The sequence below is a fragment of the Thiohalocapsa sp. ML1 genome (genome assembly GCF_001469165.1).
Lineage (GTDB): Bacteria > Pseudomonadota > Gammaproteobacteria > Chromatiales > Chromatiaceae > Thiohalocapsa.
Map to the genome: position 1 here is coordinate 89872 of NZ_JABX01000012.1, position 17677 is coordinate 107548.

Sequence of the window (17677 nt, forward strand, 5' to 3'; positions counted from 1 at the left end):
GGGAAGCCGGCTGAAAGCCGGCGATCCCAGTGCGTGACGGCTCGCTGTCCAGGCCGATTTGTGGGGACACCTCAGCCCCTAACCGCATTCGGCTCAAGCGGTGTCTCGCGATAGCCGGCGTTGGTTCCGCTGCGACGAGTGTACCGGTTATTTCTGAACTTTCAGCAGGAGCCACGGGAGCCTTCCTCAGCCCTCCGCCCTCGTCCCCCAACCCCCATCAACGCGCCAGCGCCAGCAGCGCATCCAGGTCCAGATTCGCCTCGATGTGGTCGGCCAGATCGTCGAGCGCCTGCTCGATGCGGGCGTCGAAGTCGAGCCGGGCGGCCTTGGCGCCCATCTCCTCCAGCCAATGCGCGCGGAAGGCGTCGCCTGAGAAGATGCCGTGCAGGTAGCCGCCCATGACGCGGCCGTGGTGGCTGACGGCGCCTTCCGGGCGCGCGCTGCCGTCGGCGCCCTGGAGCAAGAGCCAGGGCTGCGCCAGGCCGAGCCCGGTGGTGCGGCCCATATGCATCTCGTAGCCCGTGACCGGGCAGCCGCTCAGGCCATCGGTGGCGGCCAGATCGACGAGGCGTTTGTCGCCGCCGATCTCGGTCTCGATGTCGAGCAGCCCGAGCCCGTGCGTGTCGCCGGGCGCGCCCTCGATGCCTTGGGGATCGCGCACCACGCGCCCGAGCATCTGAAAGCCGGCGCAGAGCCCGACCACGCGCCCACCGCGGCGCACGTGGGCGAGGATGTCGATGTCCCAGCCCTCTTTGCGCAGGACATCTAGATCCGCCCGCGTGGCCTTGGAGCCGGGCAGGATCACGACATCGGTGTCCGCCGGCAGCGCTTGGCCCGGCATGAGCCAGCGGAGATTCACCGCGGGTTCGGCGGCGAGCGGGTCCATGTCGTCGAAGTTCGCGACCCGCGACAGCCGGGGCACGGCGACGTTGAGCGTGCCGCCGCCCCAGCTCTGCTCGGCCGGGCGCTCCAGCGCTAGCGAGTCCTCCGCCGGCAGCCGCGACGCCCCCTCGAACCAGCGCACGACGCCGAGGAAGGGCCAGCCGGTGTGGGCGGTGATGGTCTCGCAGGCGGGCTCGAACAGCGAGAAGTCGCCGCGGAACTTGTTCACCATGTAGCCGACGACGCGCTCCCGATCCGCCGGGTCCAGCAGCAGCCAGGTGCCGACCAGATGTGACATGGTGCCGCCCTTGTCGAGGTCGCCGACGATGACCACCGGCACGCCCGCGCGCTCGGCGAAGAACATGTTGGTGATGTCGCTCGCGCGCAGATAGATCTCGGCGCCGCTGCCGGCGCCCTCCACCAGCACCAGGTCGGCCTCGGCACACAGGCGCTCGAAGCTGTCGAGGATGGCCGGCATCATGCCCTGGCGCATCTCGTGGTAAACCCGCGCTGGGCAGTTGCCGAGCGCGCGCCCGCGCAGCACCACCTGGGAGCCCACGTTGGTCTGGGGCTTGAGCAGCACGGGGTTCATGTGGATGGACGGCGGCACGCCGCAGGCCTTGGCCTGCAGGGCCTGCGCGCGGCCGATCTCGCCGCGCGGCTGCTCGCCGTCGGCGCCGGGCGGGGCGTCGCTGTCCGCGGTGACGGCGGCGTTGTTGCTCATGTTCTGCGCCTTGAATGGCCGCACGACGAGCCCGCGGCGGGCGTAGGCGCGGCAGAGCCCGGCGACGAGCAGGCTCTTGCCGACGTCGGAGGCCGTGCCCTGGATCATCAGCGTGCGTGCGCGGCGCGGGCCGTGGTCTGCCAGGGGCGGCAGCACGAGGTCGATGCTGGGGGCGGTTGCGGTCATTTTGCGGGGCCGGGCTGTTCGTTGGGGGAGTGGGTTGGGTAAGCTGCGGGGCGAAGTGCGAAGTGCGAAGTGCGAAGTGCGAAGTGCGAAGTGCGAAGTGCGAAGTGCGGAGTGCGAAGTGCGGAGTGCGGAGTGCGAAGTACGAAGTGCGGAGTGCGAAGTGCGGAGTGCGGAGTGCGAAGTGCGGAGTGCGGAGTGCGAAGTACGAAGTGCGGAGTGCGAAGTGCGGAGTGCGGAGTGCGGAGTGCGGAGTGCGAAGTGCGAAGTGCGAAGTACGCAGTTTGCGCAGCAAATCGTTTCGTCGGCGGCTAGGCCCACGCCGACGACAGGGCTAGACATTGGGGTCGCAGGGGAACAAGAACCGTCATGCGTCAAATCGTGCTGGACACCGAGACCACGGGCCTGGAGCCGTCCGAGGGCCATCGCATTATCGAAATCGGCTGTGTGGAGGTGGTGGAGCGGGGGCTCACCGGCAACGACTTCCACCGCTACATCCAACCGGACCGTGCGATCGACGCCGGCGCCGAGGCCGTGCACGGCATCACCAACGCTTTTCTCGCGGACAAGCCGCGCTTTGCGGACATCGCGGACGAGCTCCTGGACTACTGCCGCGGCGCGGAGCTGGTGATCCACAACGCCCCCTTCGATGTCGGCTTTCTGAACCACGAGCTCAAAGGCTGGCGCGATGACGCGCCCGCCATCGAGCACATCTGCACCGTGGCGGACAGCCTTGTGCTCGCCCGGCGCATGCACCCGGGGCAGCGCAACAGCCTGGATGCGTTGTGCAAGCGCTACGGCATCGACAACACTCAGCGCGAGCTGCACGGCGCGTTGCTGGACGCCCAGATTCTCGCCGAGGTGTATCTCGCCATGACCGGCGGGCAGGTCAGCCTGCACCTCGCCGGCGAGGAGCAGGTCGAGACCGGGCTCACGCGCGAGGCGGTGCGTCCGCTCAACATCGCGCGCGGCGCGCTGCGCGTCGTGCGGGCGAGTGCGGCCGAGGTCGCCGCCCATGAAGCCCGGCTTGCGGCCATCCACAAGGCCAGCGGCGGCTGTGTTTGGCTCGCGGAGGAGGCCGGCGCAGACGGCACAGCCCCGGCAGCCGGGGTCGCCTGACGCCGCTCCCAAGGATCAGCCCGCAACCGGCTTCGAGAAGGTCCAGAAGTTCACGATGAAGTGGGTGAGGACGCTCGCGATGTAGCCGAGCGCGATGTACTTGGACCACTTCATGTGCTCGAAGAAGGTGTAGATCCCCTTCGCTTGGCCCATCAGCGCCACACCGGCCGCCGAGCCGATGGACAGCAAGCTGCCACCAACACCGGCCGTCAGTGTGACGAGCAGCCACTGGCCCTGGGACATGTCCGGGTTCATCGTCAGCACCGCGAACATCACCGGAATGTTGTCGATGACCGCCGACAGCAGCCCCACCAGCGTGTTGGCGAAGGTCGGTCCCACGTCCCCGTACGCGAACTGCGACACCAGCTCCAGGTAGCCGATGAAGCCCAGGCCGCCGACGCACAGGATGACGCCGTAGAAGAAGAGCAGGGTGTCCCACTCCGCCCGCGCCACCTTATTGAAGATGTCGAAGGGCATGCTGTCCTCCAGCGTGCCGACCTTGACCGTCTGCTCCTCGTGGGTCTTGAATAGGTAGTAGGCGAAGAACTTCAGATACGCGAGCCCGGTCATCATGCCCAGCACGGGCGGCAGGTGGAAGAAGCTGTGGGCGCTGACGGCGGTGGTGATCGTCAACAGGAACAGCAGCACGATGCGCCGGGCGCCGCGCTTCATCTTCACCACATCGTCGCTCGGCGGCGGTGTGCCGTCCGGGACTGCCTTGTGCATGAAGTAGGCGGGGACGAGATAGTTCACCAGCGCCGGGATGAAGAGCAGGAAGAAGGCCTGGAACTCCAGGATGCCCTTTTGCCACACCATCAGCGTGGTGATGTCGCCGAAGGGGCTGAAGGCGCCGCCGGCGTTGGCCGCGACGACGATGTTGATGCAGCCGAGCGCGACGAACCGGGGGCTGTCCGCACCCACGGCCATCACCACCGCACACATCAAGAGCGCCGTGGTGAGGTTGTCCGCCACCGGCGAGATGAAGAAGGCGATGAAGCCCGTCATCCAGAACAGCGTGCGATAGCTCCAGCCGCTGGCCACGAGCCAGGCCCGCAGCCGCTCGAAGACCAGGCGCTCCTCCATCGCGTTGATGTAGGTCATGGCCGCGAGCAGGAACAGGAACAGCTCGGCGAACTCCATGATGTTGTGCCGCACCGCCTCTTCGGCGGCGTGGGGGTCGCCGTGGTGGCTCGTGTAGTAGTACGCGATCAGGAGCCAGATGACGCCCGCCGCGAGCACCACCGGCTTGGATTTGCGCAGGTGCGTGAACTCCTCCGCCATCACCAGCGCGTAGGCGATGACGAAGATCAGGAGTGCCGAGTAACCGACCCATTCGGTGGTCAGGTCGAGACGATTGCCGCCGTCGCTGGCGAGCGCCAGCGCGGGGACCAACAACAGCAGCACGGCCAGTACCGCTTTGACCGCCGAGTGATGCATGCAAGCTCCTTGGAGGGGATCAGTTCCACCCCGGGGGTTGGCTCATGACGCCGCTGGACCGGTGTCGGCCGGGGCGCGGCGCAATCGCAAAGGGCGCCATTCTAGTGGCTTTCGCTCGCTTAGCCGAGCGGGGCTTGGGGAAGCGCCGGTGTGCCGGCCGGGGCGAGCCCCGAGACAGCCCCCTGTGTTGCTGAGCGGAGGCGGGCGTTGCATACCCGTCCCGGAGTTGTGCTAGCGGGACGCCAAGCCGGCTGGAAGGGGCCGGGCGCGTCTCGGCCTCGGCGGCACGCGAACAGCAGACGCGCCGCTCAAGGATACGGGGTTGGCTGGCGCGTCAGTTGGAGTGCTGGCGGCTGTCCATTGCCTGTGCGACGCCGGCGAGGGATTCCATCGTGTGCAGATCCAGGATTTCCACGTGCTTGCGGTCCACCTTGACGAGCCCCTCGTCCTGGAAGCGGGTGAACAGGCGGCTCACCGTTTCCACCGCGAGGCCCAGGTAGTTGCCGATCTCGTGGCGCGACATGCTGAGGTAGAAGTCCGTCGGCGAGAGCCCGCGCTTGCTGAGCCGCTTGGACATGCTGGCCAGGAAGGCCGCGAGGCGCTCCTCGGCGTTCTTCTTGCCGAGCAGCAGCAGCATCTCGGCGTCGTGGCTGATCTCCTTGCTCAACAGCCGGAACATCTGGTGCTGCAGGCTCGGAATGCTGGACGAGAGCTCTTCGAAGCGCTGGAAGGGGATCTCGCAGATGGCGGAGGTCTCCAGCACTTTGGCAGAACAGGCGTGCATGTCCTGATCGATGGCGTCGAGCCCGATGATCTCCCCCGGCAGGTGGAAGCCGAGCACCTGCTCGCCGCCTTCCTCGCTGGGTGTGTACGTCTTCACCGAGCCCGTTTTGACGACGTACAGGGAGCGGAAACGCTCGCCGCTACGGAACAGGTGGTCGCCCCGGTGCAGCGGTCGGGAGCGCTTGACGATGCTGTCGAGCCGGTCCACGTCCTCCGGCGACATGCCCATGGGAAGGCACAGCTGCGACAGCGTGCAGTTCTTGCAGGCGACGCGGATGGTCTCGAAGGAGATAACTTTACGTTGAGTCAAGGCAATGTACTCGGCTGATTGACGCCTCTATTCTGCAACCCCGATTGATATGCATCAAGGCGCAATTTGTTCTTTTCACGCGCCCTTGTTGGTGAAATTGCCGATGCGGCTAGGGCCATGCGGTCATGCCGCCGATGTTCGGCAGGGTTACGGGGATCTGCGGTGGCTGTCGTCGGGGCCGTCAGCGAGCGGGCCGAGGTGCCCTATGTACCGGTGCTGTCGGTGCTTTCCCGGTGCGGCCCGGGTCTCGCTCCACCCCAATGCAAAACGTCCGAGCATGGCGCCGCAGGCGACCGCCGGTGCTCGCGGGCCGGGGCGACAAAAAAAGCCGCGCCCGAGGACGCGGCTTCTGGCCGAGGGGACGACTGTCAGTCAGTCGCCGTGATCGCAGCCAGGCGAGGCGCCGGGGCGCCCACCTGGCGGCGGTGGTCAGCCTCGGCCGGCCGGGGGTTACTTCTGCTGCTCAGCGGCCGGCGCGGCAGGTGCTGCCGGTACGCCGTAGGGCGCGCCGTAAGGCATGACCGGACCGCCGTAGCCGTAGCCCGGATAGCCGTAGCCCGGATAGCCGTAGTAGCCACCGTACGGCTGGCCGTAGCCGTAGCCGTAGCCGCGGCCATAGCCGGAGCCGCGGCCGCGCCCGTAGCCGCGGCCGCCGCCGGACATGTTCATGTTGAAGTCGCCGTAGCCGTCGCCGAACATGTCGCCCAGCATGTCGCCGAAGCCGTCGCCCCAGCCGGACCCGTAGCCGGGGCCGCCGTAGCCGGGGCCACCGTAGCCGGGACCCCACCAGGCCTGCGCGGCGCTCATCGAGAAGGTCGCGGCGCCGGCGATGGCGGCGATGCCGAAGATCTTGGCAAGCTTTTGCATGATCTGACGCTCCAAAGGGGTTTCATTTGAGTTTCAGCACTGCAGGGGCGTGCGGAAGGAGATTCCGACGGTGGCCCCCGGTGGTCCGTGGGATACGGCCGCGGTGGAGTATACGTGCCAGATTCCCTGTTGTGAAGGGCGCTAATAACCGGTTTCTAGGCACAATTCAGCGCGATCCGCCAGCGCCGCCCGGGCGCGCGCCAATTGAGGCAGGGCCCGTAATTTGCTAACTTCGGCGGCCTTCCGCGCGAGCTCGGGCCCACCGGCGGCGCAGTCCGGTCGCTACCAAGGAAACCATGACCAAGTTCATTTTCGTCACCGGCGGCGTGGTGTCCTCACTGGGCAAGGGCATCGCCTCGGCCTCTCTGGGCGCGCTGCTCGAGGCCCGCGGTCTCAAGGTCACGATGATCAAGCTGGATCCGTACATCAACGTGGATCCGGGGACCATGAGCCCGTTCCAGCACGGCGAGGTCTACGTCACCGACGACGGCGCCGAGACCGACCTCGACCTCGGCCACTACGAGCGCTTCCTGCGCACGCGCATGGGCCGCAACAACAACTACACCACCGGCCAGATCTACGAGAGCGTGATCCGCAAGGAGCGTCGCGGCGACTATCTGGGCCGCACCGTGCAGGTGATCCCGCACATCACCGACCAGATCAAGGACAGCATCCGACTCGGCGCCGGCGACGCCGACATCGCGCTGGTGGAGATCGGCGGCACCGTCGGCGACATCGAGTCGCTGCCGTTCCTGGAGGCCATCCGCCAGATGCGCGTCGAGCTCGGCCCGCGCAGTGCCATGTTCATACACCTCACGCTGGTGCCCTACATCCGCACCGCCGGCGAGATCAAGACCAAGCCGACCCAGCACTCGGTCAAGGAGCTGCGCTCGATCGGCATCCAGCCCGACGTGCTGCTGTGCCGGGCGGAGCAGCATCTACCCGACGAGGAGCGGCGCAAGATCGCGCTCTTCACCAACGTGCCCGAAAACGCCGTCATCTCCGCGGTGGACGCCGACAACATCTACCGCATCCCGATGCTGCTGCACGCGCAGGGGCTGGACGCGCTGGCGGTGGAGCAGTTCGGCCTCGACGTGCCGGCGGCGGACCTGTCGGAGTGGCAGCGGGTGCTGGAGGGCTTCGAGCATCCGCATGACGCGGTCACCATCGGCATGGTCGGCAAGTACATGGACCTCACTGAGGCGTACAAGTCCCTGTCAGAGGCCTTGGCCCATGCCGGCGTGCACACCGGCACGCGGATCAATATCCAATACCTGGATTCCGAGGAGATCGAGCGCGCCGGCACCGGCTGCCTTGAGGGCATGGATGCGATCCTGGTCCCCGGCGGCTTCGGCGAGCGCGGCATTGAGGGCAAGATCGCGGCCGTGCGCTACGCCCGCGAGCACCGGGTGCCGTACCTCGGCATCTGTCTCGGCATGCAGGTAGCCGTGGTCGAGTACGCGCGCAACGTCGCCGGTCTCGAGGGCGCGCACAGCACCGAGCTCGACCCGCAGACGCCGCACCCGGTCATCGCGCTCATCACCGAGTGGCAGGCCGAGGACGGTCGCGTCGAGACCCGCGCGGTCACCAGCGACAAGGGCGGCAGCATGCGCTTGGGCGGGCAGAACTGCCGGCTGGAGCCGGGCAGCCTGGCGCGCGCCGTCTACGGCCAGCACAAGATTCGCGAGCGCCATCGGCACCGCTACGAGTTCAACAACCGCTACTGCGACGTGCTGAAGGACGCGGGCCTGCGCTTTTCCGGTTGGTCGCTGGATTCCAAGCTGGTGGAGATCATCGAAATCCCGGATCATCCCTGGTTTGTCGGCTGCCAGTTCCACCCGGAGTTCACATCCACACCTCGCGATGGCCATCCGCTGTTCCGCAGCTTCGTCGAGGCGGCGCTGGCCGAACAGCAGCGCCGGGCGCAGGACGACGTCGCCTGAACGCACGCCGCGGTGCCGCCGGACAGACACGGCTCCGGCGCGCCTTGCGCGGCGCCGCGTTGGTCATCGCGCCGACTCGCTTCCCGACGCATTTCCCGACTCACGTCCCGACTCTGTTCATCGCTCTGCCGTAACCGCGACTTCAAGCCGGAGGATTCCATCATGTCCGAGATCGTCGATGTCCGCGCCCGCGAGGTGCTCGACTCGCGCGGCAATCCCACCGTCGAGGTGGATGTCATCACCGCCGACGGCGCCATCGGCCGCGCCGCGGTGCCGTCCGGTGCCTCCACCGGCTCCCGCGAGGCGCTGGAGCTGCGCGACGGCGACAAGGCCCGCTACGGCGGCAAGGGCGTGCTCACCGCCTGCGGCAACGTCAACGGCGAGCTGCGCGGGGCCGTGCTCGGCATGGACGCGGCCGACCAGGAGGCCATCGATCGCAAGATGATCGACCTCGACGGCACCGAGAACAAAGGCCGACTCGGCGCCAATGCGATCCTGGGCGTGTCCATGGCCACGGCGCATGCCGCGGCGCAGGAGCAGTCGCTGCCGCTGTATCAGTACCTCGGCGACGACGCCGTGAAGCTGCCGGTGCCGATGATGAACATCATCAACGGCGGCGAGCACGCGGATAACAGCGTGGACTTCCAGGAGTTCATGATTCTGCCCGTCGGCGCCGCCAGCCTGCGCGAGGCGGTGCGTTACGGCGCCGAGGTGTTTCACGCGCTCAAGGCGGTGCTGCATGCCCGCGGGCTGGCCACCGCGGTGGGCGACGAGGGCGGCTTCGCGCCGGACCTGCCGAGCAACGAGGCCGCCATCGAGGTGATCCTGGAGGCTATCCACAAGGCCGGCTACAAGGCGGGGCAGGACATCTTCCTGGGCATGGACGTGGCCGCGTCGGAGTTCTTCGAGGACGGCATGTACCACCTCAAGGGCGAGGGCCGCTCGCTCGACAGCGCCGGCATGACCGATCTCTTGCTCGACTGGTGCGGCAAGTACCCCATCATCAGCATCGAGGACGGCCTCGCCGAGGGCGACTGGGACGGCTGGAAGGACCACACCGAGCGCCTCGGCGGCAAGGTGCAGCTCGTGGGCGACGACCTGTTCGTGACGAATACCAAGATCCTGCAGGAAGGCATCGACAAGGGCATCGCCAACTCGATCCTGATCAAGGTCAACCAGATCGGCTCCCTCACCGAGACGCTCGCGGCCATCCGCATGGCCGAGCAGGCGGGCTACACGGCGGTGGTCTCGCACCGTTCCGGCGAGACCGAGGACACGACGATTGCCGATCTCGTCGTCGCCGCCGGCACCGGTCAGATCAAGACCGGCTCCCTGTCCCGCTCCGACCGCGTTGCGAAGTACAACCAGCTCATGCGCATCGAGGATCAGCTCGGCGACGCGGCCGTGTATCCGGGCCGATCCGCATTTCGGCACCTTTGATACAGGCACGCGCGGGCAGCGGGCGGCAGGGTCGGGGACAGAGGCATGACGCGCTGGATCATTCTGGGGCTCTTGCTGTTGCTCGGTCTGCTGCAATACCGCCTCTGGCTCGGCGAGGGCAGCCTCGCCGAGCTACATGCGCTGCGGGCGCAGATCGCGGGCTACCGCGAGGAGCTCGCGCAGTTGGAGGCGCGCAACCGAGCGCTGGCCGCGGAGGTCGAGGACCTGCGCATCGGGCTCGAGGCCATCGAGGACCGTGCGCGCAGCGAGCTCGGCATGATCCAGCGCGGCGAGGTCTTCCTGCAGGTCATCGAGAAACCCGAGCCGGAGGCCAAGCCATGACCGACCAGCGGCGGCGCAGCGCCCCGCCCGCACGCCCGTGAGCCACAGAAGACACTGGGTGCTCATCCCGGCCGCCGGCGTCGGCAAGCGCTTTGGCGCCGCGGTGCCGAAGCAGTACCTAGAGCTTGCCGGGCGCCCGGTCATCGACTACGCCATCGGCGCCTTCATCGGTCATCCGGCCATCGCCGGCTGTGTCGTGGTGCTCGGCAGCGACGACGGCTGGTGGGACGAGACGAGCCGCTATGCCGGCAATGCACGTGTGCTGCGGGCACCGGGCGGCGCCGAGCGTTGCCACTCGGTGCGCAACGGCCTGGACGCCCTCGCGGGGCAGGCCGCCGACGACGACTGGGTGCTGGTGCACGATGCGGCGCGGCCGTGCCTGCGCCGCTCGGATCTGGACCGGCTGCTCGCGGCGCTGGCGGATGAGCCGGTGGGCGCGCTGCTCGCCGTGCCCATCGCCGACACCGTCAAGCAGGCGCAGGCCGGGCGCGTCGCGGCGACGCTGCCGCGCAGTGCCCTGTGGCGGGCCTACACGCCGCAGGCCTTCCCGCTCGGGCTGCTGCGCTCCGCGCTGGCGCATGCCGAGCAGCAGGACCTGATCGTCACCGACGACGCGAGCGCGGTCGAGCTGCTCGGCCACCGCCCGGCGCTGATCGAGGGCAGCACCGACAACATCAAAATCACCCGGCCGGAGGACCTGCCGCTCGCGGCGTTCTTCTTGAACCGACAGGCACAGGACCAGGCAACATGCTGATTGGACAGGGCGTCGACGCCCATCGCTTCGGGGCGGGCCGCCCGCTGGTGCTGGGCGGCGTCAGCGTGCCGCACGACCAGGGCCTCGCCGCCCATTCGGACGGCGATGTCGTGATCCATGCGCTGTGCGATGCGCTGCTCGGCGCCGCCGGGCTGGGCGACATTGGCCGGCACTTTCCGGACACCGATGCGGCCTATGCCGGCATCGACAGCCGCATCCTGCTGCGGCGGGTCATGGCGTCGCTCAGCGAGCGCGGGCTCGTGGTGCGCAATGCGGACCTGACGATTGCCGCGCAGGCACCGAGGCTCGCACCCCATGTCGACGCCATGCGCGCGGTGCTGGCAGCGGATCTGGGCTGCGCGCCGGCCCGGGTCAACGTCAAGGCCACCACCACCGAACGCATGGGCTTCACGGGTCGGGGCGAGGGGATCGCCGCCTTTGCGGTGGTCCTGCTCGACGAATCGTGAATGCGTCAACGGCAGCCGGTGAGGAGACCGCGCCCGACGGCGGGTGGCGGAGCTTCGACGCGCTGCCGCGCGCCTTCGGCGAGCCGCCGATCACCTGCCGGCTGCGCGCCGAGCCCGCGGACTTCACGGTCGATGAGATCCTTGCCTTCGGCCCAGACGGCGCCGGTGAGCACCGGTTGCTGCGGGTGCAGAAGACCGACTGCAACACCGACTGGGTGGCGCGCCGCATCGCGGCCCTCGCCGGCGTGCCGCACAAGGTCGTCGGCTACGCCGGGCTCAAGGACCGCCATGCGGTGACCACGCAGTGGTTCTCGGTGCACCTGGGCCCGCGCCCGGAGCCGGACTGGGCGCCGCTGGCTGCCGAGGGCATCGAGGTGCTCGAATCCCACGCCCACAAGCGCAAGCTGCGCCGCGGGCTCCTCGCCGCCAACGCCTTCGAGCTGCGGCTGCGCGACGTGGTCGGTGACCGAGACGCGCTGGAGCGGCGCATGCAGACCATCGCCCGCGGCGGCGTGCCCAACTACTTCGGCCCACAGCGCTTCGGGCGCGGCGGCGGCAACCTGCACCGGGCTGCGGCCATGTTCGCCGGCACGCCCGCCGCGGACGACCGTGGGCGCCGCGCCGGGCGCCATCTGCAAGGGCTCTACCTGTCCGCGGCGCGCTCGCAGCTCTTCAACGAGGTTCTGGCGCTGCGCGTCGAGCGCGAGGATTGGCACCGGGCCTTGCCGGGCGAGCGGCTGCAGCTCTTCGGCTGCCATTCGCACTTTCTGGCGGAGGTCATCGACGAGCGTATCCACGAGCGCGTGGTCAGCGGCGACGCGCTGCCCACCGGACCACTGTTCGGCGCTGGTGAGCCGCTCACCACCGGCGAGGTTGCCGCACTGGAGGCCGGCGTCTCGGCGCCCTTTGCCGCCTGGATCGAGGGTCTCGCCGACGCGGGCTTGGCACAGGAACGTCGGCCGCTGGTGCTGAACCCGGAAGACCTGTGCCTCGAATGGCTGGCGCCGGACGAGCTGCGGCTCTGCTTCACACTGCCCGCCGGCAGCTATGCCACGTCCCTGCTGCGGGAGCTGGCGCTCTGGACTGAGTGAAAGGCCGGAGCGCCGACTTCCCGGTCGGCGCCGCTCAGCGGAGTTGACGCCCCGGTTATCGCGGTTCGCGCTGGTTCGCGGTTCCATTTGCGGCAAGTGCGGATAGCATCCTCGACGCAGCATCGCGACAGGGGCAGCGGCCATGACGACTATCAGTGACATGACGACGGCGGCGTCCGTGCCGTCCCGGCGAGAGGGCGCATCGGGCGCCGCCTCGCGGCAAGGGAACTGCCGGCGGCGGCATCGGGGCGGCGGGCTGTGGCTCGCGTTGCTGCTCGCGAGCTTGGGATTGCTGCCGGCCATGGGGCAGGCCGAGATCACCAACGTGACCTTGGGAATATCGCCCGGTAATATCAGCGGCGGCGAGACCGCCACCGCGACCTTGTCCGTGGCGGGTGAGCACCCCGGTGCCACCATTGCAATCGAGCTCGGCGGCACCGCCGTGCTGGACGCGGACTACAGCATCACCGACCTCGCGGGTTCGGAAATGGATTCCGAGCGGGTCGGCAACACCATGACGGTCTTCGTCGCATCCGGCGCGGACCAACTGGGCACGGCGACCATCACCGCCATTGCGGATGCCGTGCCGGCGGGGGAATCGCGAACGCTCAGTCTCACGGTGGTCCGTTGTATGGAAGAGGACTCTACGGAGCCGTGCCTGCCGGGCGCCAGCGCCGCGCTCACGATCCAAGGACCCGAGCCGACACCCGAGCCCGAGCCCGAGCCCCTCGACCTCGCCGGCCTGCCCGGCCTCACCGGCAACCAGCGGACCATGGGCGGCACCATCACCACTGTCTGCCAGGGCCTCGACGGACGGTCGAATCGCAACCCCGGTGAGCAGGACCTGTTCGAGCAATGCACCGCGCTGCTGAATGCTTCCAGTGAAACCGACGCCGCGCAGGGCGTCGCGGCACTGACGCCGGAGCAGGCGAGTGCACCGCGCCGACTCACCAACCGCCTTACCGGTGCGCAGCAGGACAACGTCGCCGCCCGCCTGTCGGGACTGCGTGGTGGTGCGCGCGGGGTGAACCTGAGCGGGCTCACCTTCAACATCGACGGCCAGCGCCTCAATGCGGACCTGCTGACGGCCATGCTCGGCGACGGCGGTCTGCGCGGCGGTGCCGCGAGCGCCGACGACGGTTACCAATTCGAGCGCCTGGGCGTCTTCGTCAACGGCAATGTCGACTGGGGCAGCAAGGACCGCACCGGCAACGAGGACGGCTTCGACTTCAACAGCGTCGGCATCACTGCGGGCGTCGATTACCGCTTCTTGGAGGGCCTGGTCGTCGGCTTTGCGCTCGGCTACGGCAGCAGCGATGTGGACATCGATGCCAACGGCGGCGACCTCGACGCCACCGCCTGGAGCGCGACGCTCTACAGCACCTACTACGCCACCGACAACCTCTATCTCGAAGGCTCGGCGAGCTGGGGCTGGGGCAGCTACGACCAAAACCGCAACATCGACTACAGCATCCTCGGCGGCACGCGCGAGGCCAAGGCGGACTTCGACGGCAATCAATATGCGCTCATGCTCGGCGCCGGCTACGACATCACCCGCGGGGCGAACATCGTCGATTTCTACGGCCGGCTCAACTACGTCAACGTCGACCTCGACGGCTACCGGGAGCGCGGCGCAGAGGGGCTCGATCTCGTCATCGAGGACCAGACCTCGACGTCCTTCAGCAGCGTGCTCGGTGCCCAGTACACGCGGCCGATCAGCGTGCCATGGGCGGTACTGCTGCCGCAGGGCTGGATCGAGTGGTCGCACGAGTTTGAAGACGGCGACGACGAGGTGTCGGGCGTGTTTGCCAACGACCCGAACCGCATCGCCTTCGCGCTGGCCACCGATCGCTTCGACTCGGACTTCTTCCGCGTCGGCCTCGGCCTCGGCGCGCAGTTCGGTCAAGGCCGCACCGCCTTCATCAGCTACGAGGCCGCGGTCGGGCTCACCGACTACATGGAGCAGAGCGTCAACGCCGGCGTGCGGCTGGACTTCTGACGAGGCTTCGCCCCAGACCGACGAGTCGTGCTCATCGAAATCGCTATCGGGATCGGATCGGGATCGGTTGGCACTCGGTTAGATTTCGATTTCGATAGCGATCCCCATCCGGACGCGCCTGGCCGGTCGGACGCCCCGTCGAAACTTGACTCATCAGTCCGGCGCCGAGCCGAGCCGAGCCGAGCCGGGCCGGGCCGGGCCGGAGAGCCGACCTCCAGGTCGGCTCCGCACTCCCGATAGCAGTGCATCCCGCTCAGGCGACGTGTTGACCTGGAGGTCAACACTCCAGTCAACACCCGTCAACACCGCGGACATTCGCTTACGATAGCGACGCCGACAGCGAATGGATGCTTCTGTACACGGCGGCGTAGGCGGGTACGCGGCGCGCGGCGCCAGCGGGCGGGTCATGCCCGCAGCTCTGCGGCGTAGCCGGCCTCCTGCAACGCCGCGACCAAGGCCTCCGGCTCCGGCGAGCCCGCCACCCTGGCCGTTCCCTGCTCCAGGCTGACCTCCTCGACCGCCGTCACGCCCGGGACGCCGGACAGCGCCGCGGTGACGGCCTTCACGCAGTGCATGCAGTTCATGCCTTCGACCTTCAGCTCGATCATAGGGACCTCCAGCGAGCGAGTGGCCAGTGGCCCGCCGCCGCGGACCGACAAGCTCAGGCAGCGCAGTCTTGCGCGACTGGGCCGTTTACCGCAAGTGAACCGAGGGTCGAGGCGGGCTCCTCGGCCCTCGGCCCTCGGCCCTGTCGCCGCGCATGTCCCGCCATCAAGGCGCCCATGGCTCCCGCGCGCTCGCCGGTGCCGTCAATAGGCCGGCGCATCCGCGTTGTAGCGCAGCCCCAGCGACCGCGCCTGCTCGCGCACGGTCTCGAACAGCTTCTGGTCCAGGCTATCTGCGGCGCCCGCGTCCGCGGCCACCTTCTCGCGCAGATACTCGGTGCGCCGACGGGCGGTCGCCTCGATCTGCTGCCGGATGGCCTCGCGACGCCCGGCCTGCTCCGCGATGACGCTGCGCTGCGCGTCCGCCGAGAGGCCCTGCAACGGCTCCGGCAGCGCCTCCGGGGCGATCTCCTCCAGCGCGACGCTGCCCGTGGTCACGGCGTCCACCAGCTCCTTGTCGCCAAGCAGCGCGGCCTTGCCGCTGCCGCTGGCCGCGAAGGTCGCCCGCCGCGCCAGCACCGGCGCCGGGGCGGCATCGCGCACGGCCTTGCTCGCGGCCAGCCCCTCGGCGCGCGCTTCGCGCTCCGCCGCGCTGCCGTAGTAGAGGCGGGTGTCGTCGAGCTCGGCGGAGAGCTTGGCGAGCTTCTTGTCGTAGGGCGTCGCGATGGCCACGGCGTTGCCGTCTTGGGCGAGGTGCAGGTAGGCCCCGTCGCCGAGCTGCGCGACCTGCTGCCAGATGCCCCGCGTGTCCGTGCCGTTGCCGACTTGGATGGCGTTGACGCGGATGCCGCGCTCGCGGGCGATGGCCAGCGTCTCGGGGTAGGGCACGTCGTCTTGATAGTCCATGTGCGGCGGGGCGTCGCCGACCAGGAACACGACGCGATAGGCGTTCGGCGCCTTTCCCCAGCTTATGTCGTCCACGGCCTCGTGCAGGGCCTGGTTCACGCTCTCCGGCGCGTCGCCGCCACCCTGGGCCTCGAGCTGGAACAGCGCCGCGTGCAGCGCGTCCAGGTCCGGCGTCAGGTCGGTGACGCGCGTGACATAGGCGTCGCCGCGGTCGCGGTAGGCGACGAGGCCCATGCGGATCTCCGGCGCTGGCTCCGCCGCCGCCAGCGTGCTGGCGATGGACCAGACCTTGTCCTTCGCGGCCTGGATCAGCCCGCCCATGCTGCCGGTGGTGTCGAGGACGAAGACGGCCTCCACCACCGGGCGCTGGCCTTGCTTGGGCGCAATGACGACGGGATGGTCGCTGGGATCGGGCTGCGGTTGCTGGCCCGGCAGAAAGGCGAGCGCGCCGGCGGTGGCGGCGAAGAGCGCGATACCGATGAGGATGCTGCTGCGTGGCTGGACGTGCATGGGAGTGACCTCCGTTGGGGATGGACGTTGGGTGATGGAAAGCGACGCGTCGGCGCTAACGGCTCGCCGCGAGCCGACGCAGGCTCGTCGCGGCGCTGCGTGCCGCCGGCTCGAAGCGCGGGTCGGTGTCGGGTGCGTCGCCGGCCGCGGCCCCGGGCGGTTGCAGGCGACGCACGCCCGCGGGCAGCGCCGGAAACAGCGCCTGCACCAGCAAGAAGCTCCAGACCGCCGCCGCCGGGCTGCCGGTGGCCGCGATGGCCCAGAGCGCGCCGCCGAGCCCGAGCAGCACGAGGCCGAGGTCGGCCAGCGCCGCGAGTGGCCCGCACGGGAACAGCAGCGTGCGGCCGAGCCAGAGCAGTGCGAGCTGTGCCGGCAGCACCCAGCGCGGCGCGAGCAGGAGCCCGAGCAACGTCGCCGCCGCCAGCGCCAGCGGCAGCAGCAGCCGGCCGCCCGCCGCCGGGCTGCGCCAGGCGAGATAGAGCCCATAGCCGATGCCGATGCCGGCGAGCGCGAGCAGCGCGGCGTCGGCGCGGCCGAGCAGCGGCGCGAGCAGCGCCGCCAGCGCGCCGGTGGCGATGCTCGCCGCCGCGGCCACGCCGACGCCTTCGAGGAAACCGGGCAGGCGCCTTGACGTGCTCATGCCGGCCTCCGCCGCTTCGCGGCCAGCAGCGCCACCTCCACATCGGCGTCGCGCACCGCCGCGGGCTCCGGCGCGAGCGCGTCCCAGCCGCCGAGCGGGTCTGATGGCGCCTGTCGATCGGTGCCGTCGTCGGCCGGCACGGCGAAGCGCGTGGCCTCGGCGCGCAGCATCTCCAGGCGCTGCCGGCGCTCGTCGAGCGCGGCCTCCAGCGCCCGGATGCGGGTCGTGAGCGTGCCGCTCGCCTGCGCGAGGCGGGTCGCGAGGCGCTCGCGCTCCAGCCGGCGGCGCAGCAGGCCGCGGGCGAGGTCGTCCTCGCCCGCGTCGAGGCAGACATCCAGTTGGTCCGCGTCGGCGTCGGCGGCGCGGGCGAGGGCGGACTCCTGCTCGGCAAGCGCCTCCTGGCGGCGGCGCAGGGTCGCGAGGGTCGCCGCGTCCGCGGCGAGCGCGTCTTCCATGTCGCGCAGGCCCTGGGCGAGCAGGATGTCGGGTGCCTCCAGCCGATCGAGCAGCGCGTGCAGATCGGCCCGCAGCAGGCGGGACAGACGGGTCATCAGTGCCATGGTCGGGTCTCCGTGGGTGGACTGCAGGTGCAGTCTAGGCAGACCCGCTGCCGCCCTGTAGACACGACGTGGTAAACAACGTGCGTCAGGATTTACCCGAAATTTACCCGCGGCC

Annotated in this window: 16 protein-coding genes; 8 read left to right on the forward strand and 8 right to left on the reverse strand. The window is 69.3% G+C overall.

Annotation, left to right across the window (positions count from 1 at the left end):
* Positions 1-217: 217 nt before the first annotated feature.
* A complete protein-coding gene (locus tag ML01_RS09885; protein WP_058555232.1) occupies positions 218-1792 on the reverse strand; it encodes a cobyric acid synthase in 1575 nt (524 codons plus the stop codon).
* 366 nt (positions 1793-2158) lie between these two features.
* On the opposite strand from ML01_RS09885, the gene dnaQ reads away from it, so the two are divergent.
* The gene (dnaQ, locus tag ML01_RS09890) at positions 2159-2908 is read left to right on the forward strand and encodes a DNA polymerase III subunit epsilon (protein WP_058555233.1); all 750 of its coding nucleotides are present in this window, start codon (positions 2159-2161) and stop codon (positions 2906-2908) included.
* Between the two features lie 15 nt (positions 2909-2923).
* Here the strand turns inward: dnaQ and nhaD are convergent, their stop codons facing one another.
* From nhaD to ML01_RS09905, 3 genes are all read right to left on the reverse strand, one after another.
* Entirely contained in the window at positions 2924-4345 is a 1422-nt protein-coding gene (nhaD, locus tag ML01_RS09895) for a sodium:proton antiporter NhaD (protein ID WP_058555234.1), read from the reverse strand.
* 334 nt (positions 4346-4679) lie between these two features.
* A complete protein-coding gene (fnr, locus tag ML01_RS09900) occupies positions 4680-5438 on the reverse strand; it encodes a fumarate/nitrate reduction transcriptional regulator Fnr (protein WP_058555235.1) in 759 nt (252 codons plus the stop codon).
* A 450-nt stretch (positions 5439-5888) separates the two neighbouring features.
* Positions 5889-6305 carry a sulfur globule family protein gene (locus ML01_RS09905; RefSeq protein ID WP_058555283.1) on the reverse strand — a complete coding sequence of 139 codons (417 nt, stop codon included), beginning with the start codon at positions 6303-6305 and terminating at the stop codon, positions 5889-5891.
* Positions 6306-6601: 296 nt separating this feature from the next.
* On the opposite strand from ML01_RS09905, the gene ML01_RS09910 reads away from it, so the two are divergent.
* The 7 genes from ML01_RS09910 to ML01_RS09940 all read left to right on the forward strand — a co-directional run bounded on the left by ML01_RS09910 (position 6602) and on the right by ML01_RS09940 (position 14341).
* A complete protein-coding gene (locus ML01_RS09910; RefSeq protein ID WP_173865164.1) occupies positions 6602-8248 on the forward strand; it encodes a CTP synthase in 1647 nt (548 codons plus the stop codon).
* A gap of 162 nt (positions 8249-8410) precedes the next feature.
* Positions 8411-9688 carry a phosphopyruvate hydratase gene (gene eno / locus ML01_RS09915; RefSeq protein WP_058555236.1) on the forward strand — a complete coding sequence of 426 codons (1278 nt, stop codon included), beginning with the start codon at positions 8411-8413 and terminating at the stop codon, positions 9686-9688.
* 45 nt (positions 9689-9733) lie between these two features.
* Positions 9734-10030: a cell division protein FtsB gene (gene ftsB / locus ML01_RS09920; protein ID WP_058555237.1), complete on the forward strand. Its 297-nt coding sequence runs from the start codon at positions 9734-9736 to the stop codon at positions 10028-10030.
* Positions 10031-10067: 37 nt separating this feature from the next.
* Positions 10068-10784: a 2-C-methyl-D-erythritol 4-phosphate cytidylyltransferase gene (ispD, locus tag ML01_RS09925; RefSeq protein ID WP_082674130.1), complete on the forward strand. Its 717-nt coding sequence runs from the start codon at positions 10068-10070 to the stop codon at positions 10782-10784.
* On the forward strand, positions 10778-11251 hold the full coding sequence (ispF, locus tag ML01_RS09930; RefSeq protein ID WP_058555239.1) for a 2-C-methyl-D-erythritol 2,4-cyclodiphosphate synthase: 474 nt from the start codon (positions 10778-10780) through the stop codon (positions 11249-11251). Before ispD ends, ispF begins: the two co-directional genes overlap by 7 nt.
* Complete coding sequence (truD, locus tag ML01_RS09935; protein ID WP_254045201.1) at positions 11248-12342, forward strand: tRNA pseudouridine(13) synthase TruD; 1095 nt, start codon at positions 11248-11250, stop codon at positions 12340-12342. The genes ispF and truD overlap by 4 nt, the downstream gene beginning before the upstream one ends.
* A 142-nt stretch (positions 12343-12484) precedes the next feature.
* Positions 12485-14341: an autotransporter outer membrane beta-barrel domain-containing protein gene (locus ML01_RS09940; RefSeq protein WP_082674131.1), complete on the forward strand. Its 1857-nt coding sequence runs from the start codon at positions 12485-12487 to the stop codon at positions 14339-14341.
* A 404-nt stretch (positions 14342-14745) separates the two neighbouring features.
* On the opposite strand, the gene ML01_RS09945 is transcribed toward ML01_RS09940, so the two are convergent.
* From ML01_RS09945 to ML01_RS09960, 4 genes are all read right to left on the reverse strand, one after another.
* Positions 14746-14949 carry a heavy-metal-associated domain-containing protein gene (locus tag ML01_RS09945; protein ID WP_058555241.1) on the reverse strand — a complete coding sequence of 68 codons (204 nt, stop codon included), beginning with the start codon at positions 14947-14949 and terminating at the stop codon, positions 14746-14748.
* A gap of 201 nt (positions 14950-15150) precedes the next feature.
* A complete protein-coding gene (locus ML01_RS09950; protein ID WP_058555242.1) occupies positions 15151-16362 on the reverse strand; it encodes a vWA domain-containing protein in 1212 nt (403 codons plus the stop codon).
* Positions 16363-16417: 55 nt separating this feature from the next.
* Positions 16418-17002, reverse strand: coding sequence for a hypothetical protein (locus ML01_RS09955; protein ID WP_058555243.1), 585 nt, complete (start codon positions 17000-17002; stop codon positions 16418-16420).
* Entirely contained in the window at positions 16999-17562 is a 564-nt protein-coding gene (locus tag ML01_RS09960; protein WP_058555244.1) for a PspA/IM30 family protein, read from the reverse strand. The genes ML01_RS09955 and ML01_RS09960 overlap by 4 nt, the downstream gene beginning before the upstream one ends.
* Between the last annotated feature and the right edge of the window lie 115 nt (positions 17563-17677).